Annotated in this window: 24 protein-coding genes; 9 read left to right on the top strand and 15 right to left on the bottom strand. The window is 72.6% G+C overall.

Going from position 1 to position 24,655, the window contains the following annotated elements; genetic code table 11:
• Positions 1–170 precede the first annotated feature (170 nt).
• Positions 171–1,484 carry a citrate synthase gene (locus tag M1L56_RS05920; protein ID WP_369798145.1) on the top strand — a complete coding sequence of 438 codons (1,314 nt, stop codon included), beginning with the start codon at positions 171–173 and terminating at the stop codon, positions 1,482–1,484.
• Between the two features lie 81 nt (positions 1,485–1,565).
• On the opposite strand, the gene ctlX is transcribed toward M1L56_RS05920, so the two are convergent.
• Complete coding sequence (gene ctlX / locus M1L56_RS05915) at positions 1,566–2,552, bottom strand: citrulline utilization hydrolase CtlX (protein ID WP_248598532.1); 987 nt, start codon at positions 2,550–2,552, stop codon at positions 1,566–1,568.
• A 4-nt stretch (positions 2,553–2,556) separates the two neighbouring features.
• Positions 2,557–3,585 carry an ornithine cyclodeaminase gene (locus tag M1L56_RS05910; RefSeq protein WP_282573326.1) on the bottom strand — a complete coding sequence of 343 codons (1,029 nt, stop codon included), beginning with the start codon at positions 3,583–3,585 and terminating at the stop codon, positions 2,557–2,559.
• A gap of 124 nt (positions 3,586–3,709) precedes the next feature.
• Between M1L56_RS05910 and M1L56_RS05905 the strand changes: the two genes are divergently transcribed.
• The gene (locus tag M1L56_RS05905; protein WP_248598531.1) at positions 3,710–4,141 is read left to right on the top strand and encodes an Lrp/AsnC family transcriptional regulator; all 432 of its coding nucleotides are present in this window, start codon (positions 3,710–3,712) and stop codon (positions 4,139–4,141) included.
• Between the two features lie 8 nt (positions 4,142–4,149).
• Here the strand turns inward: M1L56_RS05905 and M1L56_RS05900 are convergent, their stop codons facing one another.
• Together M1L56_RS05900 and dapD are read right to left on the bottom strand one after the other, a co-directional pair.
• Complete coding sequence (locus tag M1L56_RS05900; RefSeq protein ID WP_248598530.1) at positions 4,150–6,708, bottom strand: penicillin acylase family protein; 2,559 nt, start codon at positions 6,706–6,708, stop codon at positions 4,150–4,152.
• A gap of 122 nt (positions 6,709–6,830) precedes the next feature.
• Positions 6,831–7,793 (bottom strand): 2,3,4,5-tetrahydropyridine-2,6-dicarboxylate N-succinyltransferase, encoded by a 963-nt coding sequence (dapD, locus tag M1L56_RS05895; protein ID WP_248598529.1) that lies wholly within the window; start codon positions 7,791–7,793, stop codon positions 6,831–6,833.
• A 101-nt stretch (positions 7,794–7,894) separates the two neighbouring features.
• On the opposite strand from dapD, the gene dapE reads away from it, so the two are divergent.
• From dapE to M1L56_RS05880, 3 genes are all read left to right on the top strand, one after another.
• The gene (dapE, locus tag M1L56_RS05890; protein ID WP_248598528.1) at positions 7,895–8,998 is read left to right on the top strand and encodes a succinyl-diaminopimelate desuccinylase; all 1,104 of its coding nucleotides are present in this window, start codon (positions 7,895–7,897) and stop codon (positions 8,996–8,998) included.
• 7 nt (positions 8,999–9,005) lie between these two features.
• Complete coding sequence (locus tag M1L56_RS05885) at positions 9,006–10,238, top strand: hypothetical protein (RefSeq protein WP_248598527.1); 1,233 nt, start codon at positions 9,006–9,008, stop codon at positions 10,236–10,238.
• Positions 10,239–10,362: 124 nt separating this feature from the next.
• Positions 10,363–10,536 (top strand): DUF3117 domain-containing protein, encoded by a 174-nt coding sequence (locus tag M1L56_RS05880; protein WP_019179788.1) that lies wholly within the window; start codon positions 10,363–10,365, stop codon positions 10,534–10,536.
• 2 nt (positions 10,537–10,538) lie between these two features.
• Here the strand turns inward: M1L56_RS05880 and M1L56_RS05875 are convergent, their stop codons facing one another.
• A complete protein-coding gene (locus M1L56_RS05875; RefSeq protein ID WP_067949393.1) occupies positions 10,539–11,171 on the bottom strand; it encodes an O-methyltransferase in 633 nt (210 codons plus the stop codon).
• A 90-nt stretch (positions 11,172–11,261) separates the two neighbouring features.
• Between M1L56_RS05875 and M1L56_RS05870 the strand changes: the two genes are divergently transcribed.
• The gene (locus tag M1L56_RS05870; protein WP_067949392.1) at positions 11,262–11,651 is read left to right on the top strand and encodes a twin-arginine translocase TatA/TatE family subunit; all 390 of its coding nucleotides are present in this window, start codon (positions 11,262–11,264) and stop codon (positions 11,649–11,651) included.
• Between the two features lie 30 nt (positions 11,652–11,681).
• Here the strand turns inward: M1L56_RS05870 and M1L56_RS05865 are convergent, their stop codons facing one another.
• From M1L56_RS05865 to M1L56_RS05845, 5 genes are read right to left on the bottom strand one after another with little or no spacing between them, the layout of a single operon-like run.
• Complete coding sequence (locus tag M1L56_RS05865; RefSeq protein WP_248598526.1) at positions 11,682–13,241, bottom strand: succinic semialdehyde dehydrogenase; 1,560 nt, start codon at positions 13,239–13,241, stop codon at positions 11,682–11,684.
• A 4-nt stretch (positions 13,242–13,245) separates the two neighbouring features.
• Complete coding sequence (locus tag M1L56_RS05860; RefSeq protein WP_248598525.1) at positions 13,246–14,142, bottom strand: hypothetical protein; 897 nt, start codon at positions 14,140–14,142, stop codon at positions 13,246–13,248.
• A gap of 5 nt (positions 14,143–14,147) precedes the next feature.
• Positions 14,148–15,356 carry an Mrp/NBP35 family ATP-binding protein gene (locus M1L56_RS05855; protein ID WP_248598524.1) on the bottom strand — a complete coding sequence of 403 codons (1,209 nt, stop codon included), beginning with the start codon at positions 15,354–15,356 and terminating at the stop codon, positions 14,148–14,150.
• Positions 15,346–15,867 carry a DUF1003 domain-containing protein gene (locus M1L56_RS05850; RefSeq protein ID WP_067949384.1) on the bottom strand — a complete coding sequence of 174 codons (522 nt, stop codon included), beginning with the start codon at positions 15,865–15,867 and terminating at the stop codon, positions 15,346–15,348. The genes M1L56_RS05855 and M1L56_RS05850 overlap by 11 nt, the downstream gene beginning before the upstream one ends.
• Positions 15,854–17,188 (bottom strand): magnesium transporter MgtE N-terminal domain-containing protein, encoded by a 1,335-nt coding sequence (locus M1L56_RS05845; RefSeq protein WP_067949383.1) that lies wholly within the window; start codon positions 17,186–17,188, stop codon positions 15,854–15,856. The genes M1L56_RS05850 and M1L56_RS05845 overlap by 14 nt, the downstream gene beginning before the upstream one ends.
• A gap of 66 nt (positions 17,189–17,254) precedes the next feature.
• Between M1L56_RS05845 and M1L56_RS05840 the strand changes: the two genes are divergently transcribed.
• Positions 17,255–17,962, top strand: coding sequence for a general stress protein (locus M1L56_RS05840; protein WP_248598523.1), 708 nt, complete (start codon positions 17,255–17,257; stop codon positions 17,960–17,962).
• A 56-nt stretch (positions 17,963–18,018) separates the two neighbouring features.
• Here the strand turns inward: M1L56_RS05840 and M1L56_RS05835 are convergent, their stop codons facing one another.
• Together M1L56_RS05835 and M1L56_RS05830 are read right to left on the bottom strand one after the other, a co-directional pair.
• A complete protein-coding gene (locus tag M1L56_RS05835) occupies positions 18,019–19,599 on the bottom strand; it encodes an aminopeptidase P family protein (protein ID WP_248598522.1) in 1,581 nt (526 codons plus the stop codon).
• Positions 19,600–19,629: 30 nt separating this feature from the next.
• Positions 19,630–20,652, bottom strand: coding sequence for an endonuclease/exonuclease/phosphatase family protein (locus tag M1L56_RS05830; protein WP_067949001.1), 1,023 nt, complete (start codon positions 20,650–20,652; stop codon positions 19,630–19,632).
• A 96-nt stretch (positions 20,653–20,748) separates the two neighbouring features.
• On the opposite strand from M1L56_RS05830, the gene M1L56_RS05825 reads away from it, so the two are divergent.
• Complete coding sequence (locus tag M1L56_RS05825) at positions 20,749–21,639, top strand: PHP domain-containing protein (protein WP_248598521.1); 891 nt, start codon at positions 20,749–20,751, stop codon at positions 21,637–21,639.
• Positions 21,640–21,648: 9 nt separating this feature from the next.
• Here M1L56_RS05825 and M1L56_RS05820 read toward each other — a convergent pair whose 3' ends face one another.
• On the bottom strand, positions 21,649–23,142 hold the full coding sequence (locus M1L56_RS05820) for a DEAD/DEAH box helicase (RefSeq protein ID WP_248598520.1): 1,494 nt from the start codon (positions 23,140–23,142) through the stop codon (positions 21,649–21,651).
• A 135-nt stretch (positions 23,143–23,277) separates the two neighbouring features.
• Between M1L56_RS05820 and M1L56_RS05815 the strand changes: the two genes are divergently transcribed.
• Positions 23,278–23,994 carry a ferritin-like fold-containing protein gene (locus tag M1L56_RS05815; RefSeq protein ID WP_082847189.1) on the top strand — a complete coding sequence of 239 codons (717 nt, stop codon included), beginning with the start codon at positions 23,278–23,280 and terminating at the stop codon, positions 23,992–23,994.
• Between the two features lie 54 nt (positions 23,995–24,048).
• Here the strand turns inward: M1L56_RS05815 and M1L56_RS05810 are convergent, their stop codons facing one another.
• The gene (locus M1L56_RS05810) at positions 24,049–24,354 is read right to left on the bottom strand and encodes a hypothetical protein (protein ID WP_067949007.1); all 306 of its coding nucleotides are present in this window, start codon (positions 24,352–24,354) and stop codon (positions 24,049–24,051) included.
• The gene (locus tag M1L56_RS05805; RefSeq protein ID WP_067949010.1) at positions 24,354–24,578 is read right to left on the bottom strand and encodes a DUF3107 domain-containing protein; all 225 of its coding nucleotides are present in this window, start codon (positions 24,576–24,578) and stop codon (positions 24,354–24,356) included. The genes M1L56_RS05810 and M1L56_RS05805 overlap by 1 nt, the downstream gene beginning before the upstream one ends.
• Positions 24,579–24,655: the final 77 nt, after the last annotated feature.

The following is a 24,655-nucleotide window of genomic DNA, read 5'->3' as shown; positions in this document are numbered from 1 at the left end:
GAGGGCATCCTGCGGGCGGATCTGTGGCATCCGTCAACCGAGGGTGTGATCTCTTGGTGGATGCGACAATGCCCGCTCGGCCCGTCTAGGCTGTAGTGCGGGCCGCCGACGCCGACCGGCACGGGGCCGGAAAGCAGGTGACCCCGCAAGTGACGATCACAGGAGATGCCGTGAGCGACGTCGTGAACACCGCGCCCGGGGCCGACCGTCCCGACACCGCCACGCTGGCCTTCCCCGGCGGAACCGCCGAGTTCCCCATCCACGCCGCAGCCCAGGGCAACTCGAGCATCGACCTCTCGACGCTCACACGGCAGACCGGCCTCACCGCGCTCGACTACGGCTTCGTGAACACCGCGTCCACGCGCTCGTCGATCACCTACATCGACGGCGAGCAGGGCATCCTCCGGTACCGCGGCTTCCCGATCGAGCAGCTCGCCGAGCACTCCACGTACCTCGAGGTGGCCTGGCTGCTCATCTACGGCGAGCTGCCCACGGCCGACCAGCTCGGCGAGTTCGACGAGAAGATCCGCCGGCACACGCTCCTCCACGAGGACCTCAAGCGCTTCTTCTCGGCGCTGCCGCATACCGCGCACCCCATGGCCGTGCTCTCGAGCGCCGTCGCGGCGCTCTCGACGTACTACGAGGACTCGTCCGACCCGCACGACCTCGACCACGTCGAGCTCACGACGATCCGCCTGCTCGCGAAGCTCCCGGTCATCGCCGCCTACGCCCACAAGAAGAGCATCGGCCAGGCGTTCCTCTACCCCGACAACTCGCTGAACTTCGTCGAGAACTTCCTGCGACTGAACTTCGGCAACATGGCCGAGCCCTATTCGATCGACCCCACGCTCGCCAAGGCGCTCGACCGGCTGCTCATCCTCCACGAGGACCACGAGCAGAACGCGTCCACCTCGACCGTCCGGCTCGTCGGATCGACCGGCGCCAACCTGTACGCGTCGATCTCGGCCGGCATCCAGGCGCTGTCCGGTCCGCTGCACGGCGGGGCGAACGAGGCGGTCCTCCAGATGCTCGCGCGCATCCGCGACTCCGGCGAGGGCGTCGGCAAGTTCGTCGAGCGCGTGAAGAACAAGGAAGACGGCGTCAAGCTCATGGGCTTCGGCCACCGGGTCTACAAGAACTACGACCCGCGCGCGAAGATCGTCAAGCAGAGCGCGGATGCCGTGCTGGAGGGCCTCGGCGTCAACGACCCGCTGCTCGACATCGCCAAGGAGCTCGAGCAGTTCGCCCTGGAGGACGACTACTTCAAGCAGCGTCGCCTGTACCCGAACGTCGACTTCTACACCGGCGTCATCTACAAGGCGATGGGCTTCCCGACGCGCATGTTCACGGTGCTGTTCGCGATCGGCCGCCTTCCCGGCTGGATCGCGCACTGGCGCGAGATGAACCTCGACCCGCAGACCAAGATCGGCCGCCCTCAGCAGCTGTACACGGGCTCGCTCGAGCGCCCGTACCCGCACCGCTGACGCCGGACGAGTGACGGCCCCGCCTCCCGAGGGAGGCGGGGCCGTCGTCGTCGGCGGGTGCCACGGGCCCCGGGCACCCGGTCAGAGCGCGGCGACCTCGTCGGCGGAGGCGGCAACGGCCGGCGTCGCATGCCGTTCGACGAGCCCGGGGCGCGGGTCGAGGTGGATGCCCGCGAGCATGCACCGCACCGAGCCGCCGGCCAGCTCGATCGTCGGCACGTCGAGGGGCAGCAGACGCGCGGAGCGCTCGATGCGCGCCCGCTGGTCGGCGGTGAGCGCGTCGTACGCGCGCCGCGACAGCGCGAGGACGCGGCCCTGCGAGCCCCAGAGCTCGAGGGCGTTCCCGCTGAACTCGTCGATCTGCTCGTTGGTGAGCGCGATGACGTCGCGGCGGCCGCGCGCCGAGAGCCGGTCGATGATCTCCTGTCGGCGCACCGGGGAGACGATCATGTCCGTCGCGAGCAGGGCGTACTCGGTCGCGATGCTCATGATCACGTTGGTGTGGTACACCGCGATGCCGCGACCGTCGACCGCGTCGAACACCATCGGCTCGTAGCCGAAGTTGGTGCAGAAGCGTTCGAGGGCGATCGGGTCGGCACGGTTCGAGCGCGCCGCGTAGGCGATGCGCGACTCGTGGTCGAGCACCATCGCCCCCGTCCCCTCGAGGAAGACGTCGTCGTACTCGAGTCCCGAGTAGTCGATGACGTCCTGCACGCGGTAGGTGGTCTTCAGCAGCTCGACGATGTCGGACCGGCGCTCGGTCCGGCGGTTGGGCGTGAACATCGGGTACAGGGCGATGTGGCCGCCGGAGTGGGTCGAGAGCCAGTTGTTCGGGAAGACGCTGTCGGGGCGGTGCCGGGTCTCGTCCTCGAACAGGTGCACGGTGACGCCGGCCGCCTCGATCGCCGCTGCGGCGCGCGTGACCTCCTCGTAGGCGGATGCCGCGAAGGCGTCCTCGTCGAGGCCGTCGGTGCTCGGCTGGAAGCCGTTGTCGGCGACCGTCTGCGGATTCGGGGCGAAGTGGTGCGGCCGGACCATGACGACCGCAGCGGGGGACTGGACGGACATCCGCTCAGCTCACGGGGGAGAACGCGCCGACGATGCCGAAGAGGTCCTTCGGGTCCTCGGGGTCGGCGACGAGGTCGATCCGCTGCTCGAAGTTCGTGCCCGCGACCTGGTCGCGCACGTAGCGCAGGGCGGAGAAGTCCTCGATGGCGAAGCCGACCGAGTCGAACAGGGTGATCTGGTCGGCGCCGGTGCGGCCGGCGGCGCGACCGGTGAGCGTCTCCCAGAGCTCGGTCACCGGGAAGTCCGGCGCCTTCGCCTGGATCTCGCCCTCGATCCGCGTCTGCGGCGTGTACTCGACGAAGACGCTCGCGCGATCGAGGATCGCCGGGTCGAGCTCGGTCTTGCCGGGGCAGTCGCCGCCGATCGCGTTCAGGTGCATGCCGGGGCGGACCCACTCGTCGGACACGACCGTGGCGCGTGCCTTGTCGGCGGTGCACGTCGTGACGATGTCCGCGCCGTCGAGCGCCTCGGCGGCACTCCCGGCGACCTCGATCTCGAACCCGAGCGGGAGCATGTTGCGGACGAACTTCGCGATCGCGTCGGGATCGACGTCGAACACGCGGAGCGAGGTGATGCCGAGGGCGCTGCGGAATGCGAGTGCCTGGAACTCGGCCTGGCTGCCGGTGCCGATCATCGCCATGACGCGCGAGTCGGGCCGGGCGAGCAGCTTCGCCGCGAAGGCGGACGTCGCGGCGGTGCGCAGCGCGGTGAGCACGGTCATCTCGGCGAGGAACGTGGGGTAGCCGTTGTGGACGTCGGCGAGCACGCCGAACGCGGTCACCGTCTGGTAGCCGCGGGCCGGGTTCGAGGGGTGGCCGTTGACGTACTTGAACGCGTACGACTCGTGGTCGCTCGTGGGCATCAGCTCGATCACGCCGAAGGGCGTGTGGCTGGCCACGCGCGGGGTCTTGTCGAAGCTCTCCCACCGCGCGAAGTCCTGCTCGAGGTACTCCATGATCCCGGCGATGATGCGCTCGGGTCCGGTGCTGGCGACCCAGCCGACCATGTTGCGTACGTCGACGAAGCTCGTCATCACGTTCCTTTCCAGTTGCCTGCGATCAGGCTAGGTCCCGTCGATATGCAACGGCAACGACCGTTCTGCTCACGGATCGCCGCCCGTGCGATCGAATTGCCCAGCACGAAGATACGATGTGTCCATGGATCACTTGGACGAGCTGGACCGCCGGCTGCTCGCGCTCCTGCGCGAGGACGGACGGGCACCCGTGGCCGAGCTCGCGCGCCGGCTCGGCGTGGCTCGCGCGACGGTCACCGGCCGGATCGACCGGCTCGTGGCATCCGGCACCATCATCGGATTCTCGGTGCGCGTGCGCGACGAGGCGGACCCGCTCGCGATCCACGCGATCTCGTTCATCGAGGTCGAGGGGCGGAGCACCGACGAGGTCATCCGCCGCCTGCGGGGGTTCCCCGAGATCATCGCGCTGCACACGACGAACGGCGGTTGGGACCTCGTCGCCGAGCTGCGCACCGAGACCCTCGGCGAGTTCGACCGCGTGCTCGGGCGCATCCGCTCGATCGTCGGCGTCGTGAACAGCGAGACGAGCCTGCTGCTCAGCTCCGTCCTGCGCTGACGAGCGGGTCAGTCGCCGGGCGGCCGGAGCTGGAGCACGTCGCGCGTCGTCTCGCGGACGGCGCGGACGCTGAACGCCCACGGCAGCATGCGCTCCTCGCGCCAGAGCTCGGCCTGGTCGTCGTAGTTCCGGTGGAACGCGTGGCCCGACACGCCCGTGAGGTTCACCCAGGTCGAATCGTCGAAGTCGTCGAGGTCGACGACCATGCGCATCGAGGGCACCCAGTCGACCTCGTAGCCGACGCTCGCGTCCCATCCGTTGGCGTTGACGATGGCCGAGCCCCCGCCGAGCTCGTACGGTCCGCGGTTGAACGTCCACTCGAGGGCGTCGATGCCCGACGATCCGAACGACGAGTGCTCGAGCGTGAGCGTGTGCAGGCGTCCCCAGCGCCATTCCGCGGCGTCGTCGCCCATGAGATCGGATGCCTCGGCCCAGGCGCCCGCGAGTGCGGCGGCGAGCACGGCGTCGCGTCCGGTCGCACCGGCCCCCTCGTCGGTCCACCACGGGTTCTCGGGTTCGCCCAGCAGCGTCTGCACGACCGAGAACCAGCGGTCGCCGCCCTGCGGTCGGGTGCCCTCCGGCAGGTCCCCGAACATCCGGTCGAGCAGTTCCCGCCAGAAGACGGCGAAGTACGCCGCCTCGGCGCTGTCCGCGTCGGCGGCGCCGTCCCACCCGTCGAGCAGTCGCGCCCCTCGCGCGGCGTCGCCGTCGAGCTCGAGTTCGGCGATGACCGGTAGGAAGGCCTCGGCGTTCGCGTCGCGCGTGTCGAGCTGGATCTCCGCCATGTGCTCGGCGGTGATGGGCTGCCCCGCGGCGATGAGCTCGCCGAGTCGACGGTCGATGGATTCCGCGCGGTACCCGAGGTCCCAGTCCTGCGTGAGCTCGGCGCCGTCGGCCGCGATCGCGTTGTTCGCCGCGACGAAGTACCCCCGACCGGGGTTGAGCGCGGTCGGCAGCGCGTCGAACGGGAGGTAGGCGGACCAGCCGTTCGCGCTCGTCCAGCCGGGGAGGGGCAGGGTGCCGTCGCCCGCGGAGCGGACCGGGATCCGCCCGGGTGCCTGGTAGCCGATGTTGCCCTCGACGTCGGCGTAGAGGAGGTTCTGGGCCGGCACGTCGAAGAGCGCCGCGGCATCGCGGAAATCGTCCCAGTCGCGGGCGCGGTTGAGTGCGAGGATCGCGCGCGGCGTGGTGCCGGCGGTGAGGGCCGTCCACTGCAACGAGACCTCGGCCTCGGTCCCCTCGGCTGCCGGCGGCTCGCCGGGGGTGGCCACGGCGGCGTAGTCCTCGGCCACCCGGCCGAAGTCGCTGGAGATGTCGGTCACGATCGGGCCGCGCTCGGTCGCGCGCACGGTCACGGACACCGGTTCGCCGCCCGCGACCTCGATGACCTCCTCGCGGACGGTGAGCGGCACGAGCGCGCCGTCGAGTTCGTACGAGTCGCCCTGCACGCGCTCGAGGTACAGGTCGGCGACATCCGGCGCCATGTTCGTCAGGCCCCACGCGATGCGGTCGTTGTGCCCGATGACGATCCCCGGGAGTCCGGCGAAGCCGAAGCCCGACACGTCGTAGTGGCAGGCGTCGTTGCGTTCGGCGCACCGCAGCGCCGTCTGCGTCCAGATCGAGGGCATCGCCGGCCCGAGGTGGGGGTCGTTCGCGAGCAGGGGCAGTCCCGATTCGGTCAGCGCGCCCGACACGACCCAGGAGTTCGAGCCCAGGTCGCCGCCCTCGGGGCCGAGGAGTTCCGGCAGCGCGTCGATGGTGGTCGCGAGCGAGGCGAGCGCGTCCAGGTGCCCGGCGGCATCCGGAGCGAGCGGTTCGACGGCCGTGGCGGCCGGCGCCGCGGCCACGGGTCCGCCGACGATCGTCGGCTTCGCGTCGAACGGGAACCCGGGATGCAGCCGCGCCACCTCCTCGGGCGGGAGCTCGGCCGAGAGCAGCGCGCGGTCGATCTCGTCCCCGAGGTTCGAACGGAGGTCCCAGGCCATCGCCTTGAGCCACGCGATGGAGTCGACCGCGGTCCAGGGCTCGGGCTCGTAGCCGGGCCGCTGCAGCGCGAGCAGGCCGTACTCGAGCGACAGCTCGACGCCCGAGCGGCGGTCGAGGTAGGCGTTCACGCCCTCGGCGTACGCGTCGAACGCGGCACGGGTGTCGGCGTCGAGCTCGGTGTACTCGCGTTCGGCGACGCCGCGCCAGTCGAGGGTGCGCACGAACGCGTCGCTCGCGACCTGCGACTCGCCGAACAGCTCCGCCAGCCGGCCCGCGGTGGCGTGGCGGCGCAGGTCCATCTCCCAGAAGCGGTCCTGCGCGTGCACGAACCCCTGTGCGAAGAAGAGGTCGGCGTCGGTCTCGGCGACGATGTGCGGCACGCCCGCGTCGTCGCGGTAGACGGTCGCCGGGGCCGTGAGCCCGGGCACGACGACCCGCCCCGATGCGGTCGGGAACGAGCGCTGCACGGTCCACCAGCCGACGCCCGCGGCGACCACCGCGAGGACCAGCACGGTGACGAGCAGCCCCACCAGGAACCGGGCCCACCGGTGTCGAGCCGTCCTCGGCGCGTCCGTCCCCACGTCACTCCCTCGTGCTCGCCGCCGCGCCGCCATGCGCATGCGGGTGGCCGCCCGTGGGGCGGCCTCGGGTGATCACTGTACCCGGCCGAATGGGCCGACGGATGCCGCGTGGCGGCGCGTGCTCAGGCGTGCAGCGCCGTGTTCAGCACGACGCCCTCGCCCGAACGCGAGATGACCTCCACGCGTCCGTCGAGCGAGTTGCGCCGGAACAGCAGGTTGGGCCGTCCCGAGAGCTCGACGGCCTTGACGACGCGGTCGCGCTCGCCGGCGGCGCCGCGCACGGCGACCTTCGTGCCGGCCGTGACGTACAGGCCCGCCTCGACGACGGAGTCGTCGCCGATCGAGATGCCGATGCCGGAGTTGGCCCCGAGCAGGGCGCGCTCGCCGATGGTGACGCGCTCGGTGCCGCCGCCGGACAGCGTGCCCATGATCGAGGCGCCGCCGCCGATGTCGCTGCCGTCGCCGACGACCACGCCCTGCGAGATGCGGCCCTCGACCATCGACGTGCCGAGCGTGCCCGCGTTGAAGTTCACGAACCCTTCGTGCATGACGGTCGTGCCGGGAGCCAGATGGGCGCCGAGCCGCACGCGCGAGGCGTCGGCGATGCGGACGCGTTCGGGGATCACGTAGTCGAGCAGGCGCGGGAACTTGTCGAGGCCCGTGACGTGGATGCCCGCGCGCTGCAGCACCGGCCGCAGGCGGTCGAGGTCGGCGGGGTGGACGGGGCCGGCGTTGGTCCAGGCGACGTTCGGCAGGTGCCCGAAGATGCCGTCGAGGTTGATCGAGTTCGGTCGGACCAGCAGGTGCGACAGCAGGTGCAGGCGGAGGTATGCGTCCGAGGTGCCGGCCGGCGGTTCGGCGAGGCGGATCGCAAGGCGGACGGGTTCGACCCGCACGCCCCGCCGCTCGTCGTCGCCGACCGAGCCCGCGGGCGGCTCCCACGCGGCGGGCTCCGGCGACGGCAGGTCGCCGAGCTGCGGGGCGGGGTACCACGTGTCGAGCACCGTGCCGTCGGCGGCGATGGTGGCGAGTCCGTCGCCCCAGGCGGCGGTGGGCGCGGTCGTGTTCGGCGTGTCTGCGGGCATGCCTCAAGGGTATCGAGCCGGATGCCGCCGGGTCGGCGCGTGACGACGGCGCCCGTCGCCGCCATCCGCCCGCCCGCGGCCGCCGCCGTAGACTCGACCGCATGGCTGCTCCCGTCCGTCCCACGGCCGCGCTCGACCTCTCCGCCGACGTCGTCGCCATCACGCGGGCCATCTGCGACGTGCCGAGCGTGTCGGGCGACGAGGGCCCGCTCGCCGACCTGATCGTCGAGGCACTGGCGGACGCGGCGCACCTCGAGGTGGTCCGCGACGGCGACACGATCGTGGCCCGCACGAACCTCGGCCGCGACCGGCGCGTGGTCATCGCGGGCCACCTCGACACCGTGCCGATCAACGACAACCTGCCGACGCAGTACGAGGAGGTCGACGGGCGCGGCATCCTGTGGGGGCGCGGCACGGTCGACATGAAGGCCGGCGTCGCGGTGCAGCTGAAGCTCGCGTACGAGCTCGCTGAGCCCGCGGTCGACGTGACCTGGATGTGGTACGACCACGAGGAGGTCTCGGCCGACCTGAACGGGCTCGGACGCGTGCTGCGCGTGCACCCCGAGCTGTTCCACGCGGACTTCGCGATCCTCGGCGAGCCGACGCGCGCCGAGGTCGAGGGCGGCTGCAACGGCACCCTGCGCGCGGAGCTGCGCGCGACCGGCCGCCGGGCGCACTCGGCCCGCAGCTGGGTCGGCGAGAACGCCATCCACAAGCTCGCGCCCGCGCTCGAGCGGCTCGCGGCGTACGAGGCCGAGACCGTGCGCGTCGACGGGCTCGACTACCGCGAGGGCCTGAACGCGGTGCTCGTGCACGGCGGCGTCGCCGGCAACGTCATCCCCGACGAGGCCGTGCTCACGCTCAACTACCGGTTCGCGCCGAGTCGATCGGTGGCGGATGCCAGGGCCCACGTGCGCGAGCTGTTCCCCGAGTACGAGGTGACGGTGACCGACTCCGCCGAAGGCGCCCGGCCCGGGCTGGACGACCCGCTCGCCCGGCAGTTCGTGCGCGCCGTCGGCGGCGAGGCGCGCCCCAAGTACGGCTGGACCGACGTGGCGCGCTTCAGCGCGCTCGGCATCCCGGCGGTCAACTTCGGCCCGGGCGACCCGTTGCTGGCCCATGCCGACGACGAACGCGTCGACTGCGACGAGATCGTCGCCTGCGAGCGGGCGCTGCGCGACTGGCTCACCGGATCCGCCGCATAGGGGAGCGGTGAGCGGAATCGACGTCGAGCCCCGGCGACCGGACGCCGTCCGGTACGGCCGCTGGGCGCCGCGCGTGCGCTGGCGGCTCCTGCCGTGGTGGGGTCGCGTCATCGTGGTGTACGCCGCATCCCGGCTCCTCACGACCGTGTTCGTGATGCTGCTCGCACGGGAGCAGGGCGCCAACCCGTGGACCGGTGCCCAGCCGGGCTACTTCGAGTACGCGAACATCTGGGACTCGCGCTGGTACCAGGTGATCGCCGCGGTCGGCTACCCCACGGAGCTGCCCCGCACCGACGGCGGCCACGTCGCCGAGAACGCGTGGGCGTTCCTCCCCGTCTTCCCGGGCGTCGTCCGGCTGTTCACCGCCGTGGGCGTGCCGTGGGACGTGGCCGCCGTGCTCGTGGCGCTCTCAGCGGGCCTCGGCGCCGCGCTCGTGTTCCACCGGCTCATGTCGCGGTTCCTCGAACCGGACCAGGCGATGTTCGCGGTCGTGCTGTTCTGCGTCGCACCGGTCGCGCCGATCATGCAGTTCGGCTACGCCGAGTCGCTCGGATTCCTCTGGCTCGCCATCGCGCTGCTCCTGCTCGTCGACCGGCGCTACGGCTGGCTCGTGCCCGTCCTCGCCGTGTGGGCGTTCACGCGGCCGGGGGCGCTGGCGTTCGCGCTCACGCTCGGACTGCACTGGATCGTGCGGTGGGCCACGCGGCGACGCGACCCGTTCCCGGTCCGCGAGCGGATCGTGGTGGCTTCCGTCGCCGCCTTCGCCGGCGTGGTCGGCCTCGCCTGGCCCGGCATCGCCTGGGCAGCGACGGGCTCGCTCACGGCGTACACCGACACCGAGCTCGCGTGGCGCTCGGCGTACATCGGGTACGTGGAGCTCGTTCCCCTCACGCCGTGGTTCCAGTCCGGTGAATGGTGGCTCGGCCAGCCCATGGGCACGATCGTCCCGATCGCCCTCGTCATCGCCTTCGGGCTCGCCATCGCCTCGCCGTGGGTGAAGCGACTCGGCGTGGACATCCGACTCTGGCTCGTGAGCTACGCCCTGTACGTCTTCGCCGTGTTCTTCCCGCAGTCCAGCACGTTCCGGATCCTCGCGCCGCTGTTCCCCATGGCCGGCGCCCTCGCCGTACCGCGCTCGCCGTGGTGGCGGGGCGGCCTCGTCCTGCTCTTCCTCGCCCTGCAGGTGGGTTGGCTGCTCATCGCGTGGGGCATCGACGGCAGGGACTGGACGCCACCGTGATCGTGAACGAGGCGCGGACGCCGCGTGAACGGACCCGCAACCGGCCGGACACAACCGGAGAGGATTTCCCGGCGGACAGCACGGTGCGGGATAATGGAGGTTCAGCCACGAAAGGGGTAGCTCAATGGCGGCTATGAAGCCACGCACTGGAGACGGACCGATGGAGGCTGTGAAGGAGGGGCGCCTCATCATCGTGCGCGTGCCCCTCGAGGGTGGCGGTCGTCTCGTCGTCTCGGTGAACGACGCTGAGGCCAAGGAGCTCTACGACGTCCTCGGCGGCGTCGTGAACGCGGCCTGACCTCAGGCGCCCAGCTTCACGATCTGCAGCAGGCCGTCCCCGGCCGGCGAGATGGCGGTGACGACGGCGGATGAGGCCGCGAGCTCCGAGATGAGTCCGCGGAACGCCGTCGCCGCGTCGTCCCGCCGCGCCGGGTCGGCCACCCGCCCCTTCCACAGCGCTCGCGCCACGAGCACGCTGCCCCCGGGCTTCGCCAGGCGGAGCCCGTGCTCGACGTACTCGATGACCGACGGCGCGTCGGCGTCGACGAACACGATGTCGTACGAGCGCTCGTTCATGCGGGGCAGCACCTCGCTCGCGCGGCCCGCGATGAGGCGCACCCGCGCCGGTGCGATGCCCGCTTCGGTGAAGTGCTCGCGCGCGTGCTGCTGGTACTCCGTCTCGGTGTCGATCGACGTGAGGTGCGCGCCGCGGGCCGCCTGCAGCATGCAGAGCCCCGACACGCCCACGCCCGTGCCGACCTCGATGATCGCGCGAGCGCCGGCCGCCGCGGCGATCACCGCGAGCTGCGCTCCGACGGCCGGCGACACCGGCTCGACGCCGAGCTCGAGGGACTGCTGACGGGCCTTCGCGATCGACTCGGATTCGACGACCGACTCGTCGACGTACTTCCAGTTCAAGTCGTGTTCGGACACGTGGCGGCTCCCGGGGTTCTCTCGACCCCCAAGCCTAGGGGCCGTCCGGAGATGGCCCTGCACGCCTCGCCGCCCACTATCCTTGACGACATGGGCGGCCTCACCTTCGACAAACTCCTCATCATCGGGGTGATCGCCGTCTTCCTGCTCGGCCCCGAGCGCCTGCCGCACTACGCCGCGCAGCTCGGCCGCATGGTCCGTTCGCTCCGCGACCTCGCCAACGGGGCGAAGGACCGCATGCGCCAGGAGATGGGTCCGGAGTTCGACGACGTCGACTGGCAGAAGCTCGACCCGCGGCAGTACGACCCGCGTCGCATCATCCGCGAGGCACTGACCGAGGTCGACCCGTTCGCCGAACCGCAGAAGCCCGTCGTCGCGCGGGCGGCCGTCAACGAGAACTCCGCCTACCTGCAGCGCAAGCGCAAGCGCGAGACGCTCGCGGTGGGCGAGGGCGCCCCGTTCGACTCCGAGGCCACCTGAACGAGGCCCATCCGGCCGACGTCGTCGCCGTCAGGCGCGCCGGATCGCCCGGAGCACGCGCGCGAGCAGCACGAGCGGGCCGACGAGCCGGGCGTACTCGCGACCGGTGTGCGGCAGGGGGATCAGCCGCCGATTGATCGAGATGGTCACCGGGTCGACGAACCGCCGGAGCCCCTCCACGCCGTTCCGGCGTCCGATCCCGGACTCCTTCAGGCCGCCCATGGGCGCGTCGACCGACCCGAAGCTGCCGCGGTAGCCCTCGTTGACGTTGACGCTGCCGGCGTCGATCTCGTGGGCGAGGCGGAGCCCGTGGCGCGTGGAGCCCGTGAGCACCGAGGCGTTCAGGCCGTACTCCGACTCGTTCGCGAGGAGCACGGCCTCGGTCTCGTCGTCGACCACGGCGATGCTCGCGATCGCGCCGAACGTCTCCTCGTTCGCGGCGCGCATGTCGGGGGTCACGTCGGCGAGGATCGTCGGCTCGAAGGCCCACGGCCCGATGTCGGGTCGGGCGCGTCCGCCGACCACGACTCGCGCGCCCTTGGCGACGGCGTCGTCGAGGTGGGAACGCACGCGCTGCAGCTGCGACTCGGTCGCGAGGCTGCCGTAGTCGGCGTCGTGGTCGAGACCCGATCCGATCCGGGGATCGGACAGGCGCGCGACGAGTGCCGCGGTGAACGGCTCGGCGACGCGACGGTGCACGTAGATGCGCTCGATCGAGACGCACAGCTGTCCCATCGACGAGAAGCACGCGTGCGCGGCATCCGCTGCGGCCTGCTCGACGTCGACGTCGTCGAGGACGATGAGGGCGTTCTTGCCGCCGAGCTCGAGCGAGGCGCCGACGAGTCGCCGCCCGGCCTTCTCGGCGATGCGTCGCCCGGTCGCCGTCGAGCCGGTGAAGCAGATGTAGTCGACCTCGTCGGTGAGCGCCTCGCCGGCCTCGCCGGGATCTCCCGCGACGACCGCCCAGACCGCCTCGGGCAGGCCCGCGTCGATGAAGGCGCGACGCAGGGCGAGCACTGACAGCGCGCCCTGGTCGTCGGCCTTCTGCACGACGGCGCAGCCTGCGGCGAGGGCGGGCACGACGTCCATCGCGGCGAGGCTCACGGCGTAGTTCCACGGGGTGATCACGCCGACCACGCCCTTGGGGCGGTGGCGCACCCGCGTCGAGAGCACGAGCGGGATGCCCGACCGACGCCGGCCCCCGCCGAGCACCCGGCGCGCCATCAGGGCGTTCCAGCGCGTGACGGATGCCGCCTGGAAGACCTCCTCGAAGGCCTGCCCTCGGGTCTTGCCGCTCTCGAGCTGGGTGAGGTCGAGCAGCTCCTCGCGGCGGTCGAGGAGGAGGTCGTGCGCCCGGAGGAGGACCCGCCGCCGCTCGGCGAAGCCGAGTCGCGCCCACGCCAGCTGCGCGAGCCTGGCCCGCGAGACGGCGCCGCGCACGTCGTCCGCGCTCGACCGCGGGAGGTCCGAGATGGGCTCGCCCGTCGCCGGGGACGGGATGGGGACGGTCCGTCCGGTGGAGGCGACGAGGTCGGCGGTCAGGGCATCGACCGAGGAGCGGACGGGTGTACGGGCAGGGGCGATGGACACGCGGTCAGTCTAGGCCGCAGCGCTCGGCGTAGTAGGCGTACAGGTCGGCCTTCAGCGCGTCGCCGGAGGGCAGCTCGAGCACGCCCGACCGGCCGTCGGACGTGCGCACCTCGAAGGGCAGGATGGTGCCGCGCTTGTCGTCCGCGATGGCGTGCGCGTCGCAACGGGCGGGTCGCACGGGGAGCTCGACGGTGGTCGCCGGGTCGCCGGCCGCGACGTCGAGGCCGACCGGCCACGCCCCGCCCGCCTCCGAGCCGATGAGCGTCGTACCGAGCACCTGCGTGATCTCGAGCGCGAGGTCGCCGGATGCCGCGGGCTCGACCCCGACGTCGATGACCGCTCGGGCGTCCGTGCCTTCGCCGGTCGTGCGCAGGCGGTCCGGCAGCACGATCGAGGCCGCGGCCGCCACCGAGTCGGCGAGGCAGTCGCGGTCGTTGATGCGGGCCATGGTGTCGTAGGGGTCGCTCGGCACCAGCGCGGCGCGCACTCCGTCGTCGGCGTCGACGTCCGGTCCGCGTCGGACGAGCACGTCGACCGTCGTGTCGGGGGCGGCGTCGCACACGCTCGCGGTGAGCGGGAACCGGGCGTCGAGCCGGTCGCCCGGATCGAGCTCGATCGGTCGCGAGCGCGTCATCCCCGGCTCGAGCGCGGGGGAGACCACCTCCGCCCGGTCGATCACGAGCCGCTCCTCGCCGTCGTTCGCGAACGACACCACGAGCACGCGGTCGGGCACGTCGAACCGGCCCTGGCGGACCTCCACCGACAGGCCACGGAACGTCCCGTCGACCGCCTCGGGACCGGCGTCGCTCGGCGCGCTCGCCCCGGTGGCGCATCCGGTGAGCACCAACGCCGCCACGACGACCGCGAGCGCATTCGCGCCGGCCCGTCGTGCCCGCGGCATCCGCCTCACCGCACCCGGATGTCGAGCGGCCGACCGGCCAGCGAGCGCGGACGCCGGGCGAGCGTCTCGGCGACCTGTTCGATCGCGCGCGCGGCCGGGTCGTCGGGCTCCGCGAGGACCACGGGCACCCCGTCGTCGCCGCCGCGACGGAGCCCCACGCTGAGCGGTACCGAGGCCAGGAGCGGCACCGCCTCGTCGACGCCCTCCGAGAGGCGGCGCGCCACCTCGGCCCCGCCGCCCTCGCCGAAGAGGTCGAGCACGGAGCCGTCGGGCTGGGCGAAGCCGGCCATATTCTCGACCACGCCGACCACGCGCTGGCCGGTCTGTCGGGCCACGAGGCCCGAGCGCTCGGCGACATCCGCCGCCGCGGGCTGGGGCGTCGTCACCACGACGACCTCGGCGTTCGGCAGGAGCTGGCCGAGCGAGATCGCGACGTCGCCGGTGCCCGGGGGCAGGTCGAGCAGGAGCACGTCGAGGTCGCCGAAGTACACGTCGGTGAGGAACTGCTGCAGCGTGCGGTGCAGCATCGGCCCGCGCCACGCGACGGCGACCGACGAACCGCGCCCGCCCGGGCTGGTGGGCTCGACGAACATGCCGATCGAGATCACCTTCACCCCGTGCGCCACCGGCGGGAGGATCATGTCGTCGACCCGCGTCGGCCGGGGCGCGTTGCCGTGCTCGTCGACGAGCCCGAGGAGACCGGGGATCGAGAAGCCGTGCACGTCGGCGTCGACGAGCCCCACCGAGAGGCCGCGCGCGGCGAGGGCGACGGCGAGGTTCGCGGTCAGGGTGGACTTGCCGACCCCGCCCTTGCCGCTCGTCACCGCGATCACGCGCGTGAGCGTGCCCGGCCCGAACGGGTTGCCGCGGGCCCCCCGCCCGCCGCGGAGCCGCTCGGTCAGGGCCTGCCGCTGCTCCGGCGTCATGACGCCGAGGCGCACCACCGCGTTGCCCGGCCCCACGACCTGCTCGGCCGCGAGGCGCACGTCGCGCTCGATGCGGTCCGACGCGGGGCAGCCCACGATGGTCAGGCGGATGTCGACGTCGACCCCGTTCGCGGTCGCGGCCACCGCCTCGACCATGTCGAGCTCGGTGATGGGCTTCCGGATCTCGGGATCGATGACCCCCGCGAGCGCGGCGTGCACGGCGGCTTCGACCTCCGCAGGCGACCGCGAGGCGTCCGAGTCCGTCGCCCCCGACCGGTCAGGACCCATTCGCGGCGTCCTCGTCGTCGCGACGGTCCAGCTCGTCGAGCACCTGCCGCAGCTCCTGCCGGATGAAGTCCTTCGACGCGAGGTCGCGCACGGCGATGCGGAGCGCGACCACCTCGCGCGCGAGGTACTCGGTGTCGGCCAGGTTGCGTTCCGCGCGCTGGCGGTCCTGCTCGATCTGCACGCGGTCGCGGTCGTCCTGGCGGTTCTGCGCGAGCAGGATGAGCGGCGCCGCGTACGACGCCTGCAGCGAGAGCATCAGGGTCAGCGCGATGAAGCCGTAGTCGGCCCGGTCGAACTGGAGGTTCGCTGGGGCGAGGGTGTTCCAGAGCATCCAGGCGGCGACGAACACCGTGAGGCCCAGCAGGAACCACGGCGTGCCCATGCCCCGCGCGACGACCTCGGTGAACCGGCCGAACCGGTCGCGGTCACCGGACAGTCGCAGGGGAGAGCCCGAGCGGCCGAGGCCCTTCGGGGTGTCGAACCGTCGGTCGTCGCCGTCAGCGCGTGCCATCTCCTGCCCTCCTTCCGGGTGCGATCGGGATACTGCCGGTGGCGAGCTGGGCGCGGGCGGTCGCGCGTCTGGTCACCTCCGACTCGGAGTCGGGATGACTTCGCCAGTCATCGGGCAGCAGGTAGTCGAGCACGTCGTCGATGGTGACGACGCCCACGAGGCGGTGCTTCTCGTCGACGACGGGCACCGACACGAGGTCGTAGCTGGCGAGGATGCGACTGACCTCGGCCGCCGACGTGTCGGCGGTCACGGGCTCGAGGCCCTGGTCGATGAGCGAGCCCAGCCGCTCGTGCGGCGGGTAGCGCAGCATCCGCTGGAAGTGCACGATGCCGAGGAACCGGCCGGTCGGCGGCTCGTAGGGCGGGAGCGTCACGCAGACCGCCGCGCCGAGGGCCGGCGGCAGGTCGTGCCGGCGGATCAGCGCGAGGCCCTCGGCGACCGTGGCATCCGCCGACACGATGATCGGCTCGGTGGTCATGAGCCCGCCCGCGGTGTCGGGCCCGTACGACAGGAGGAACCGGACGTCCTCGGCCTCCTCGGGCTCCATGAGCTCGAGGAGGTGCTCTCCGCGCTCCTCGGGGAGCTGCGCGATGAGGTCGGCGGCGTCGTCGGGCGACATGTGGTCGAGCACGTCGGCGGCACGGTCGTCGCCGAGCTTGGCGAGGATGTCGACCTGGTCGGCCTCCGGCATCTCCTCGAGCACGTCGGCGAGCCGGTCGTCGGGCAGTTCGGCCGCGACCTCCTGCCGGCGGCGAGGCGGCAGGTCGAGCAGCGTGCTCGCGAGGTCGGCGGGCTTCAGCTCGGAGTACGTCGCGATGAGCTGCTCGGCCGACTGCGCCTCGCCCGCGGCGGTCAGCTCGCGGACCTCGCGCCACGTCACGTAGGCCGACGGCCCCTTGGCGAACGGTGACGCGCTCGTCTTCGGGCGGCGGACGAACAGCTGGTCGACCTCCCACTCGCCCTGGTCTCGCTCCTCGATCGCGACATCCTCGATGGTGGCCGTGCCGGAGCCGTCGTTGAACGCCACCTTGCGGCCGAGCATCTCGGCGATCACGCGAACCTCGCCGCCGCGCTGCTCGAAGCGGCGCAGGTTGATGAGCCCGGTGGTGATGATCTGCCCGCCGCCGATCGAGGTGACGCGCCCGATCGAGACGAAGACGCGGCGCTTGCCGGGGATCTCGACGATCAGGCCGACGACGCGCGGCGGGTCGGACTTGCGGTACACGACGAGGACGTCGCGCACCTTGCCCACCCGGTCGCCCGCGGGGTCGAAGACGGGGCACCCGGCGAGTCGGGCGACGAAGACTCTCGTGGCGCTCACACCCCCAACTTACCCCGGGGGCCTCCCTTCCGGCCCGCCGAGGCGGCCGCATGGGAGAATGGCCGGGTGAGCACGCAGAGCCCGTTCGGCGGCCGACTCGGCCGCGCCTACCCGACGCTGCCCAAGGGCGAGACGATCGCGAGCTACGAGACCTACCAGGAGGCGCAGGCCGCGGTCGACAAGCTCGCCAAGGCCGAGTTCCCGGTGAAGGAACTCTCGATCGTCGGCCACGACCTCACCACGGTCGAGCGCATCACGGGCAAGCTCACGTGGGGCCGCGCGGCCGGCGCCGGCGCCCTCTCCGGAGCCTGGTTCGGCACCTTCCTCGGGCTCCTGCTGTTCATCTTCTCGCCGACCGGCACGTCGCTCGGCGTGCTCGGCGCCGCCATCCTCATCGGCGCGGGCTTCGGCATGATCTTCAGCGTCGTGTCGTACTCCCTGAACCGCCGCCGCCGCGACTTCACCTCGGTCATGCAGGTGCTCGCGACGCGCTACGCCATCATCGGCGACCCCGGTCACGTGGCCCGGGCCCGCACCGTGCTGGGGGTGACGGATGCCGCGGCGCCGGCGCCGCCCGCCGCGCCCGTGCCGCCCGCGCAGCCGCCCGCCGCGCAGCCGCCCGCTCCGGCCGCCGACCCGACGGCCCCGGCCGGTCCGCCGACGGGCGGCGAGCCCGCAGCCCCGGTCGACGAGGCGCGACCGCTCACCTACGGCGAGGCGCAGGATGCGCGCCGACGCGCGGCGCGCGAGGAGCGCGACACCGGCGGCGCCTGACGCCGGCGCGGCGACCTCCGTCGCAGCGCCGGCCGTCGCAGCGCCGGCCGTCGGCCTCAGCCGCGCGCGCCCCGCACCCAGGCCTCGACCTCGTCGGCCGTGCGCGGAATGCCGGCCGAGAGGTTCTCGGCGCCGTCGGCGGTGACGAGGATGTCATCCTCGATGCGGACGCCGATGCCGCGGAACTCCTCCGGAACGGTGAGGTCGTCGGGCTGGAAGTAGAGGCCCGGCTCGATGGTGAACACCATCCCCGCCTCGAGCACTCCGTCCAGGTACATCGAGCGCCGCGCCTGGGCGCAGTCGTGCACGTCCAGGCCGAGGTGGTGGCTGGTGCCGTGCACCATGTAGCGCCGGTGGAACTGGTTCTCCGGCCGCAGCGACTCCTCGGCCGAGACGGGCAGGAAGCCCCACTCCGCGGTGCGCTTCGCGATGACCTCCATCGCCGCGGCGTGGATCTCACGGAAGATCGCACCGGGGCGCACGATGCGGAACGCGGCATCCGCCGCCTCGAGCACGGCCTCGTACACCTGCCGCTGCACGGGCGAGAAGGTCCCGTTGACCGGGAACGTGCGCGTGATGTCGGCGGTGTAGTAGCTGTCGCGCTCGACGCCCGCGTCGAGCAGGACGAGGTCGCCGGGGACGACCGGTCCGTCGTTGCGGGTCCAGTGCAGGATGGTGGCGTGCGGGCCGGCCGCGGCGATCGAGGCGTAGCCGACGTCGTTGCCGTCGAGGCGAGCGCGCGTCGCGAAGACCCCCTCGATCACGCGCTCGCCGCGGACCTCGCTCGTGATGCGGGGCAGCTCGGCGAGCACCTCGGCGAAGCCCCGCTCGGTCGCGTCGACGGCGGCGCGCAGCTCGGCGACCTCGTAGTCGTCCTTCACGAGCCGCAGCTCGGACAGGACGCGGGCGAGCTCGGCGTCGGGCTCGTGCTCGGCGTTCACCTCGAGGCTGAACGGGGTGTCGGCCGCGTTCGTCGAGAGGGCGACCTCGGCGGCGTAGCGCAGGCGGGCGTGGTCGACCCGCTCCGTGACGGCCGGGTCGGCCTCGCGCAGCACGAGGGTGGCCGTGTCGACGGCGTCGACCACCTGGTCGAGGTCGGCGATGCCGCGCGCCTCGAGCTGCAGGTCGGCGGCCACGTGGGCGAGCGACGGGCGCGCTCCGATCCAGAACTCGCCGATCGCCGGATTCGCGTAGAACTCCTCGGAGTCGCGGCCCGCCCGCTCGCGGAAGTAGACGGTCGCCGCGTGGCCGGCGTCGCCCGCGGGCTCCATCACGAGCACCGCGCCGGGCTCGGAGTCCGAGCCCCAGCCGGTGAGGTGGGCGAACGCCGAGTGCGCACGGAACGGGTAGTCGGTGTCGTTCGCCCGCTGCTTCATGTCGCCGGCGGGGATGATCAGCCGCTGGCCGGGGAACGCCGCCGACACCCGCTCGCGACGCGATGCGGCGAACGCCGCCTGCTCGCGCGGCGCCGGCAGCGTCTCGTCGCGATCGGCCCAGCCGCCGCGGATGAAGGACTTGAAGCCCTCGGATTCCGGCGTCGTGGACCGATTGGCGTTGCGGCCGGACTCCTCGGCCGTGGTCTCGTCGAGGGAACGGGCCTCGTGGGCCGTCGCGGTGGCGTCGCCGGTGTTCGTCATGCGGTCCATTCTCGCACCGGGCGACGACGCTCAGCTGCGGACCAGGGTGGCCACGACCGGGCGGTGGTCGCTTCCCGCGTCGTCGAGTCCCTCGATCACGCGGAACGACTCGACCGACCACGACGGCGTCGCCATCACGTGGTCGATCGGGCTGCCGAGCAGGGCCGGGAGCCCCGTCGGCCACGTGCCGACGCCGCCGGAGCCGCCCGCGGCCGCGGCATCCGCGCACCGCCCGAGGTCGCCGCCGTCGACCCCGCGCCCGGCGAAGTGGTCGAGCGTCGCATTGAAGTCGCCGGCCATGATCACGTCGTCGCCCGCGCACTGCTCGGCCAGCCAGTCGAGGTCGCTGCGCCAGTTGCGCAGTTCCCAGCGGATGGGGGCGACGGCGTGCACCGCGACGATGCGCGGCCCGCTGCCCGAGACCGGGTCGGCCACGACGCTCGGCAGCGTGTTCGTGTTCCCCGGGGGGCCCGGGAACTCCGCGTTGACGACCTCGTAGTCGCCGAGGTCGGGCGTGATGAGGATGGTCGTGGAGCGCGCCTTCGCGATCTCGTCGAACGCCTGCGTGTGCACCCACATCGGACTGCCGCCCTCGCGCATGGCGACCGCGACGTCCTCGCCCAGCTGCGCGGTCGTCTCGGGGAGCACCACCACGTCGGCGCCCTCCGCGAGGGCGAGATCGGCGATGGTCGCCGCGTCCGGCACCTCGCCGAGGGTGTTCCACGACAGCACGGTGACCGAACCGGATGCCGCGGCCGCGGGCGTCCCGCCGAGCCCCAGGCCGCGAACGGCGAGCACGCCGACGTTGCCGATGGCGAACAGCATCAGGATCGCGGCCATCGCCGCCCCGAACCACCGTGCCGAACGGCCGAGCGCGAGCGCCACGAACAACGCCGAGGCGACGGCCGCGCACACCGCGGCGGCGCCGCGCAGGGCGACGACGTGCGCCGCGATCCACTGGTTCTGGAGTCCGAACGCCTGCGGCCACAGCAGCACGACGGCGACGGCGGCGGTGCCGAGCAGGAACGCCCAGCCGAGGGTGCGGGGGAGCATCGCGTTCCAGCGTAGGCCAGCGCCCCCGTCCGCGGGGCACGAGCCGACCGCATGTCCGCTGGGAGTCCGCGGTGAACGCGCCCGTACGATGGGGGGATGGCCGACATCCCCGTCGCCGTCCGGGCGGACCTGCACACGCACTCCACGGTCTCGGACGGCACCGACTCACCGGCGGAGCTGGTGGCGGCCGTCGCGCGGTCGGGGCTCGAGGCGTTCGCGATCACCGACCACGACTCGACGGCGGGCTGGGCTGCGGCGCGCATCGCTGCCGAGGAGCACGGCGTCATGATGATCCCGGGCATCGAGCTGTCGACCCGCGTGCAGTTCGCGAGCGTCCACGTGCTCGGCTACCTCGTCGATCCCGCGCACGAGGGCCTCCTCGCCGAGACCGCCCGAATCCGCGAGTCGCGCCTGACGCGCGCGGAGCGCATCGTGGAGCGCATCGCGATGGACTACGACCTGACCTGGGACGACGTGCTCGCGCAGACGAGCTCGGGCGCCACGATCGGCCGGCCCCACATCGCCGACGCGCTCGTGGCCCGCGGCCACGCCGCGACGAGGTCGGATGCCTTCGCCGGCATCCTGCACTGGCGATCGGGGTACGCCCAGCCGCACTACGCGCCCGACCCGCTTACCGGCATCCGCCTCATCCGCGCCGCGGGCGGCGTGCCCGTGCTCGCGCATCCGGGCACGCGCGGCGCCGAGGAGGTGCTGCCGGAGTCGCGCATCCGCCAGCTCGTGGACGCGGGACTCTTCGGCCTCGAGATCGACCACCCCGAGAACACCGATGCCGCGAAGCCGCGCCTGCGCCGACTCGCCGACCGGTACGGGCTCGCCGTCACGGGGTCGAGCGACTACCACGGACTCGGCAAGCCCAACCGGCTGGGGGAGTGCACGACCGACCCCGAGGTCGTCGCGCGGATCGTCGCGGAGGGAACCGGGTCGTCGCCGGTCGTGCCGCGCGCCGGGGAACGCGCGGCACGCTGACCGGACGCGTCAGGCCTGCGCTGCGGGCGCCGCCGTGCCGCCGCCCGAGCGACCGCCGCGACGACGGCGGCGGCGCGGAGCGGCCTTGCCGTCGTGGTGCTCGTGTCCCTTGCCGTCGTGGGTGCCGGCGCCCGGTTCCCTGACCTCGGCGGCGGCGCCCTCGTCGGCAGCGGTCGCCGCCGGACGCTCGCCGTCGGGACGGCCGCCGCGGGTGCGACGACGCGATCGCGACCGCGCCGGGCGGGACGCGTCATCCGTCGCCGCCTCGCCCTCGCGACGACCGGCGGTGCTCGACCGGGTCGGCGGGGCGGTGGGCGCGGGCTTGAGGCGGCCCTTGGTGCCCTCGGGGATGTCGAGGTCGGTGTAGAGGTGGGGGCTCGACGAGTAGGTCTCGGTCGGCTCGGGCTGGCCGAACTCGAGAGCACGGTTGATCAGCGCCCACTTGTGCAGGTCGTCCCAGTCGACGAACGTGACGGCGATGCCGGTCTTGCCCGCGCGGCCCGTGCGGCCGACCCGGTGCAGGTAGGCCTTCTCGTCGTCGGGGATCGTGTGGTTGATCACGTGCGTCACGTCGTCGACGTCGATGCCGCGGGCGGCGACATCCGTCGCGATCAGGACGTCCTTCTTGCCCGCCTTGAACGCGGCCATCGCGCGCTCGCGCTGGTCCTGGTTGAGGTCGCCGTGCACGGCCGCGGCGTTGAAGCCCCGGTCGTTGAGCTCCTCGACGAGCTTCGCCGCCGCGCGCTTCGTGCGCGTGAAGATGACGGTCTTGCCGCGGCCCTCGGCCTGCAGGATGCGGGCGATCACCTCGTCCTTGTCGAGCGAGTGGGCGCGGTAGACGAGGTGCTTGATGTTCGCCTGCGTGAGGCCCTCGTCGGGATCGGTCGCCCGGATGTGGATCGGGCGCAGCATGAAGCGGCGCGCGAGCGCGACGATCGGGCCCGGCATGGTCGCCGAGAACAGCATGGTGTGGCGCGTGGCGGGGGTCTGCGAGAACAGCTTCTCGATGTCGGCGAGGAAGCCGAGGTCGAGCATCTTGTCGGCCTCGTCGAGCACCATCTCGCTGACGTTCTTCAGCGACAGCAGCCGCTGGCTGGCCAGGTCGAGGAGGCGGCCGGGCGTGCCGACGACGATCTGGGCGCCGGCCTTCAGCTGCTCGATCTGGCCCTCGTACGCCTTGCCGCCGTAGATCGACACGATCTTGGTGGGGCGGTTGGATGCCGCGAGCTCGAGGTCTTCGGTGACCTGCACGCACAGCTCGCGCGTGGGCACCACGATGAGCGCCTTGACGCCGGGCTCGGGGTCGTCGCCGAGGCGCTGGATGAGGGGGAGGCCGAAGCCGAAGGTCTTGCCGGTGCCGGTCTTCGCCTGGCCGATGATGTCCTGGCCGGAGAGGGCCAGCGGGATCGTCTGCTCCTGGATGGGGAAGGCATCGACGATGCCCTTCCCGGCGAGGGCCTCGACGATGTCGGGCGCGATGCCGAGTTCGGTGAACGTGGTCAAGTGTCTGCCTGTCGGTGATGCGGAATGAAGAGGTGCGCCCTGTTCCGATCCCAGGCGCACGGCCGCGGTTCCATCGCCCGCGTGCACGCACAGCCTATCCGAGGCGGCTGGGAGCGCCCGGATATGCTGTCCGACATGGCGAACTGGTCCCGCGCGCGCCTCCCGCGCCCCGAGGCGCCGCGCATGCGGCCCCGCGTCGTGCCGACTGAGCTCACGCGCATCGACTTCACCGAGATCGTGCCCGAACCGGTCGCGTTCCTCGGCCAGGCCGCCTACATCCAGCTCGAGTTCTTCGAGAGCCTCGCGAAGGCCGTCGCGACCGCGCCCGACCTCGCCGCGAAGGAGGGGCTCAGCGCCGCCGCCGGGGTCGCGCTGCGCAAGCACCACGACCTCATCGCGGAACTCCGGCGCCTGGGCGCCGAGCCGGCGGAGGTCATGGCGCCGTTCGCACCCGCGACCGACCGGTTCCGCCAGGCGACCTCGGGCGCCGACTGGTACGAGCTCCTGCTCGGCATCCACATCACCTCGGGCATGCTCGACGACTACTTCGGGCAGCTCTCCGAGGGGCTCCCGGCCGAACTGGGCGCGCGCGTGCGCGGCATCCTGCAGGAACGCGGCGCGTCGGAGGTGATCGAACGCGAACTGTCCGAGGCCATCGCCACGCAGCCCGGGCTCGACGACCGGCTCGCCCTGTGGGGCCGCAGCCTCGTCGGCGACACGCTGCTGATCGCGCGGTCGGCCCTCCGGGCCGCGGAGGCGAACGGCGCGCTCGGCACCGACGTGGAGCCGGTCTTCACCGAGCTCATCGCCGCGCACACCCGGCGGATGGACGCGCTCGGCCTCACGGCCTGACGATCGTCGCCGCCCGCCGGGCGGCTGCCGAGTCCGGTTCGTGCGTTGCCCGGCTCAGGAGCGGGCGACGCCCGCCTTCGCCAGGCGCGTGAACGTCTCGGCGTCGTCGCGCTCACGGCGCGGACCGAGGAACAGCGCGACGGCCGCGGCCGCCAGCCCCGAGGCGACGAGCGAGATCACCCAGATCCAGCCGCCGTCCCACGCGAGGCCGAGCCACGTGAGCGCGACCCACACCACCGCCGCGACCGCCGCGCCGACGGCCGGCACGACGAGCACGCCGTGCATGCTCCGGCGCGGGATCGCGTACCGCGCGGCGATGCCGAGCAGGGCGCCGCCGAGCGTGATGAACAGCAGCTCCATCAGCCGACGAAGCCGATGCGGCGAGCGGACTCGGTGCCGATCTCCACGTAGGCGAGTGCGGCGGCGGGCACCACGAAGACGGCGCCCTTGGAGTCGGTGAGGCGCAGGACCGGCGACTGTCCGGTCAGTGCGGCAGCGACGGCCTGCTCGACCTCCTCCGCCGTCTGCGAGGTCTCGAAGCCGAGCTCGCGGGGGGAGTTCTGGATGCCGATGCGAAGGTCCACGGTGCGCCTTTCTGTCGTTGACAGCACACTACGACACGCGCGGCACCCGGCCCGACGAGTTCACTGTCGGCGGACAC

This window comes from Agromyces sp. C10, assembly GCF_023217995.1.
In the GTDB taxonomy this organism is placed as follows: Bacteria; Actinomycetota; Actinomycetes; order Actinomycetales; family Microbacteriaceae; genus Agromyces; species Agromyces indicus.
The sequence above is the reverse complement of the archived record's forward strand: the minus strand, read 5'-3'. Positions and strand labels throughout refer to the sequence as shown.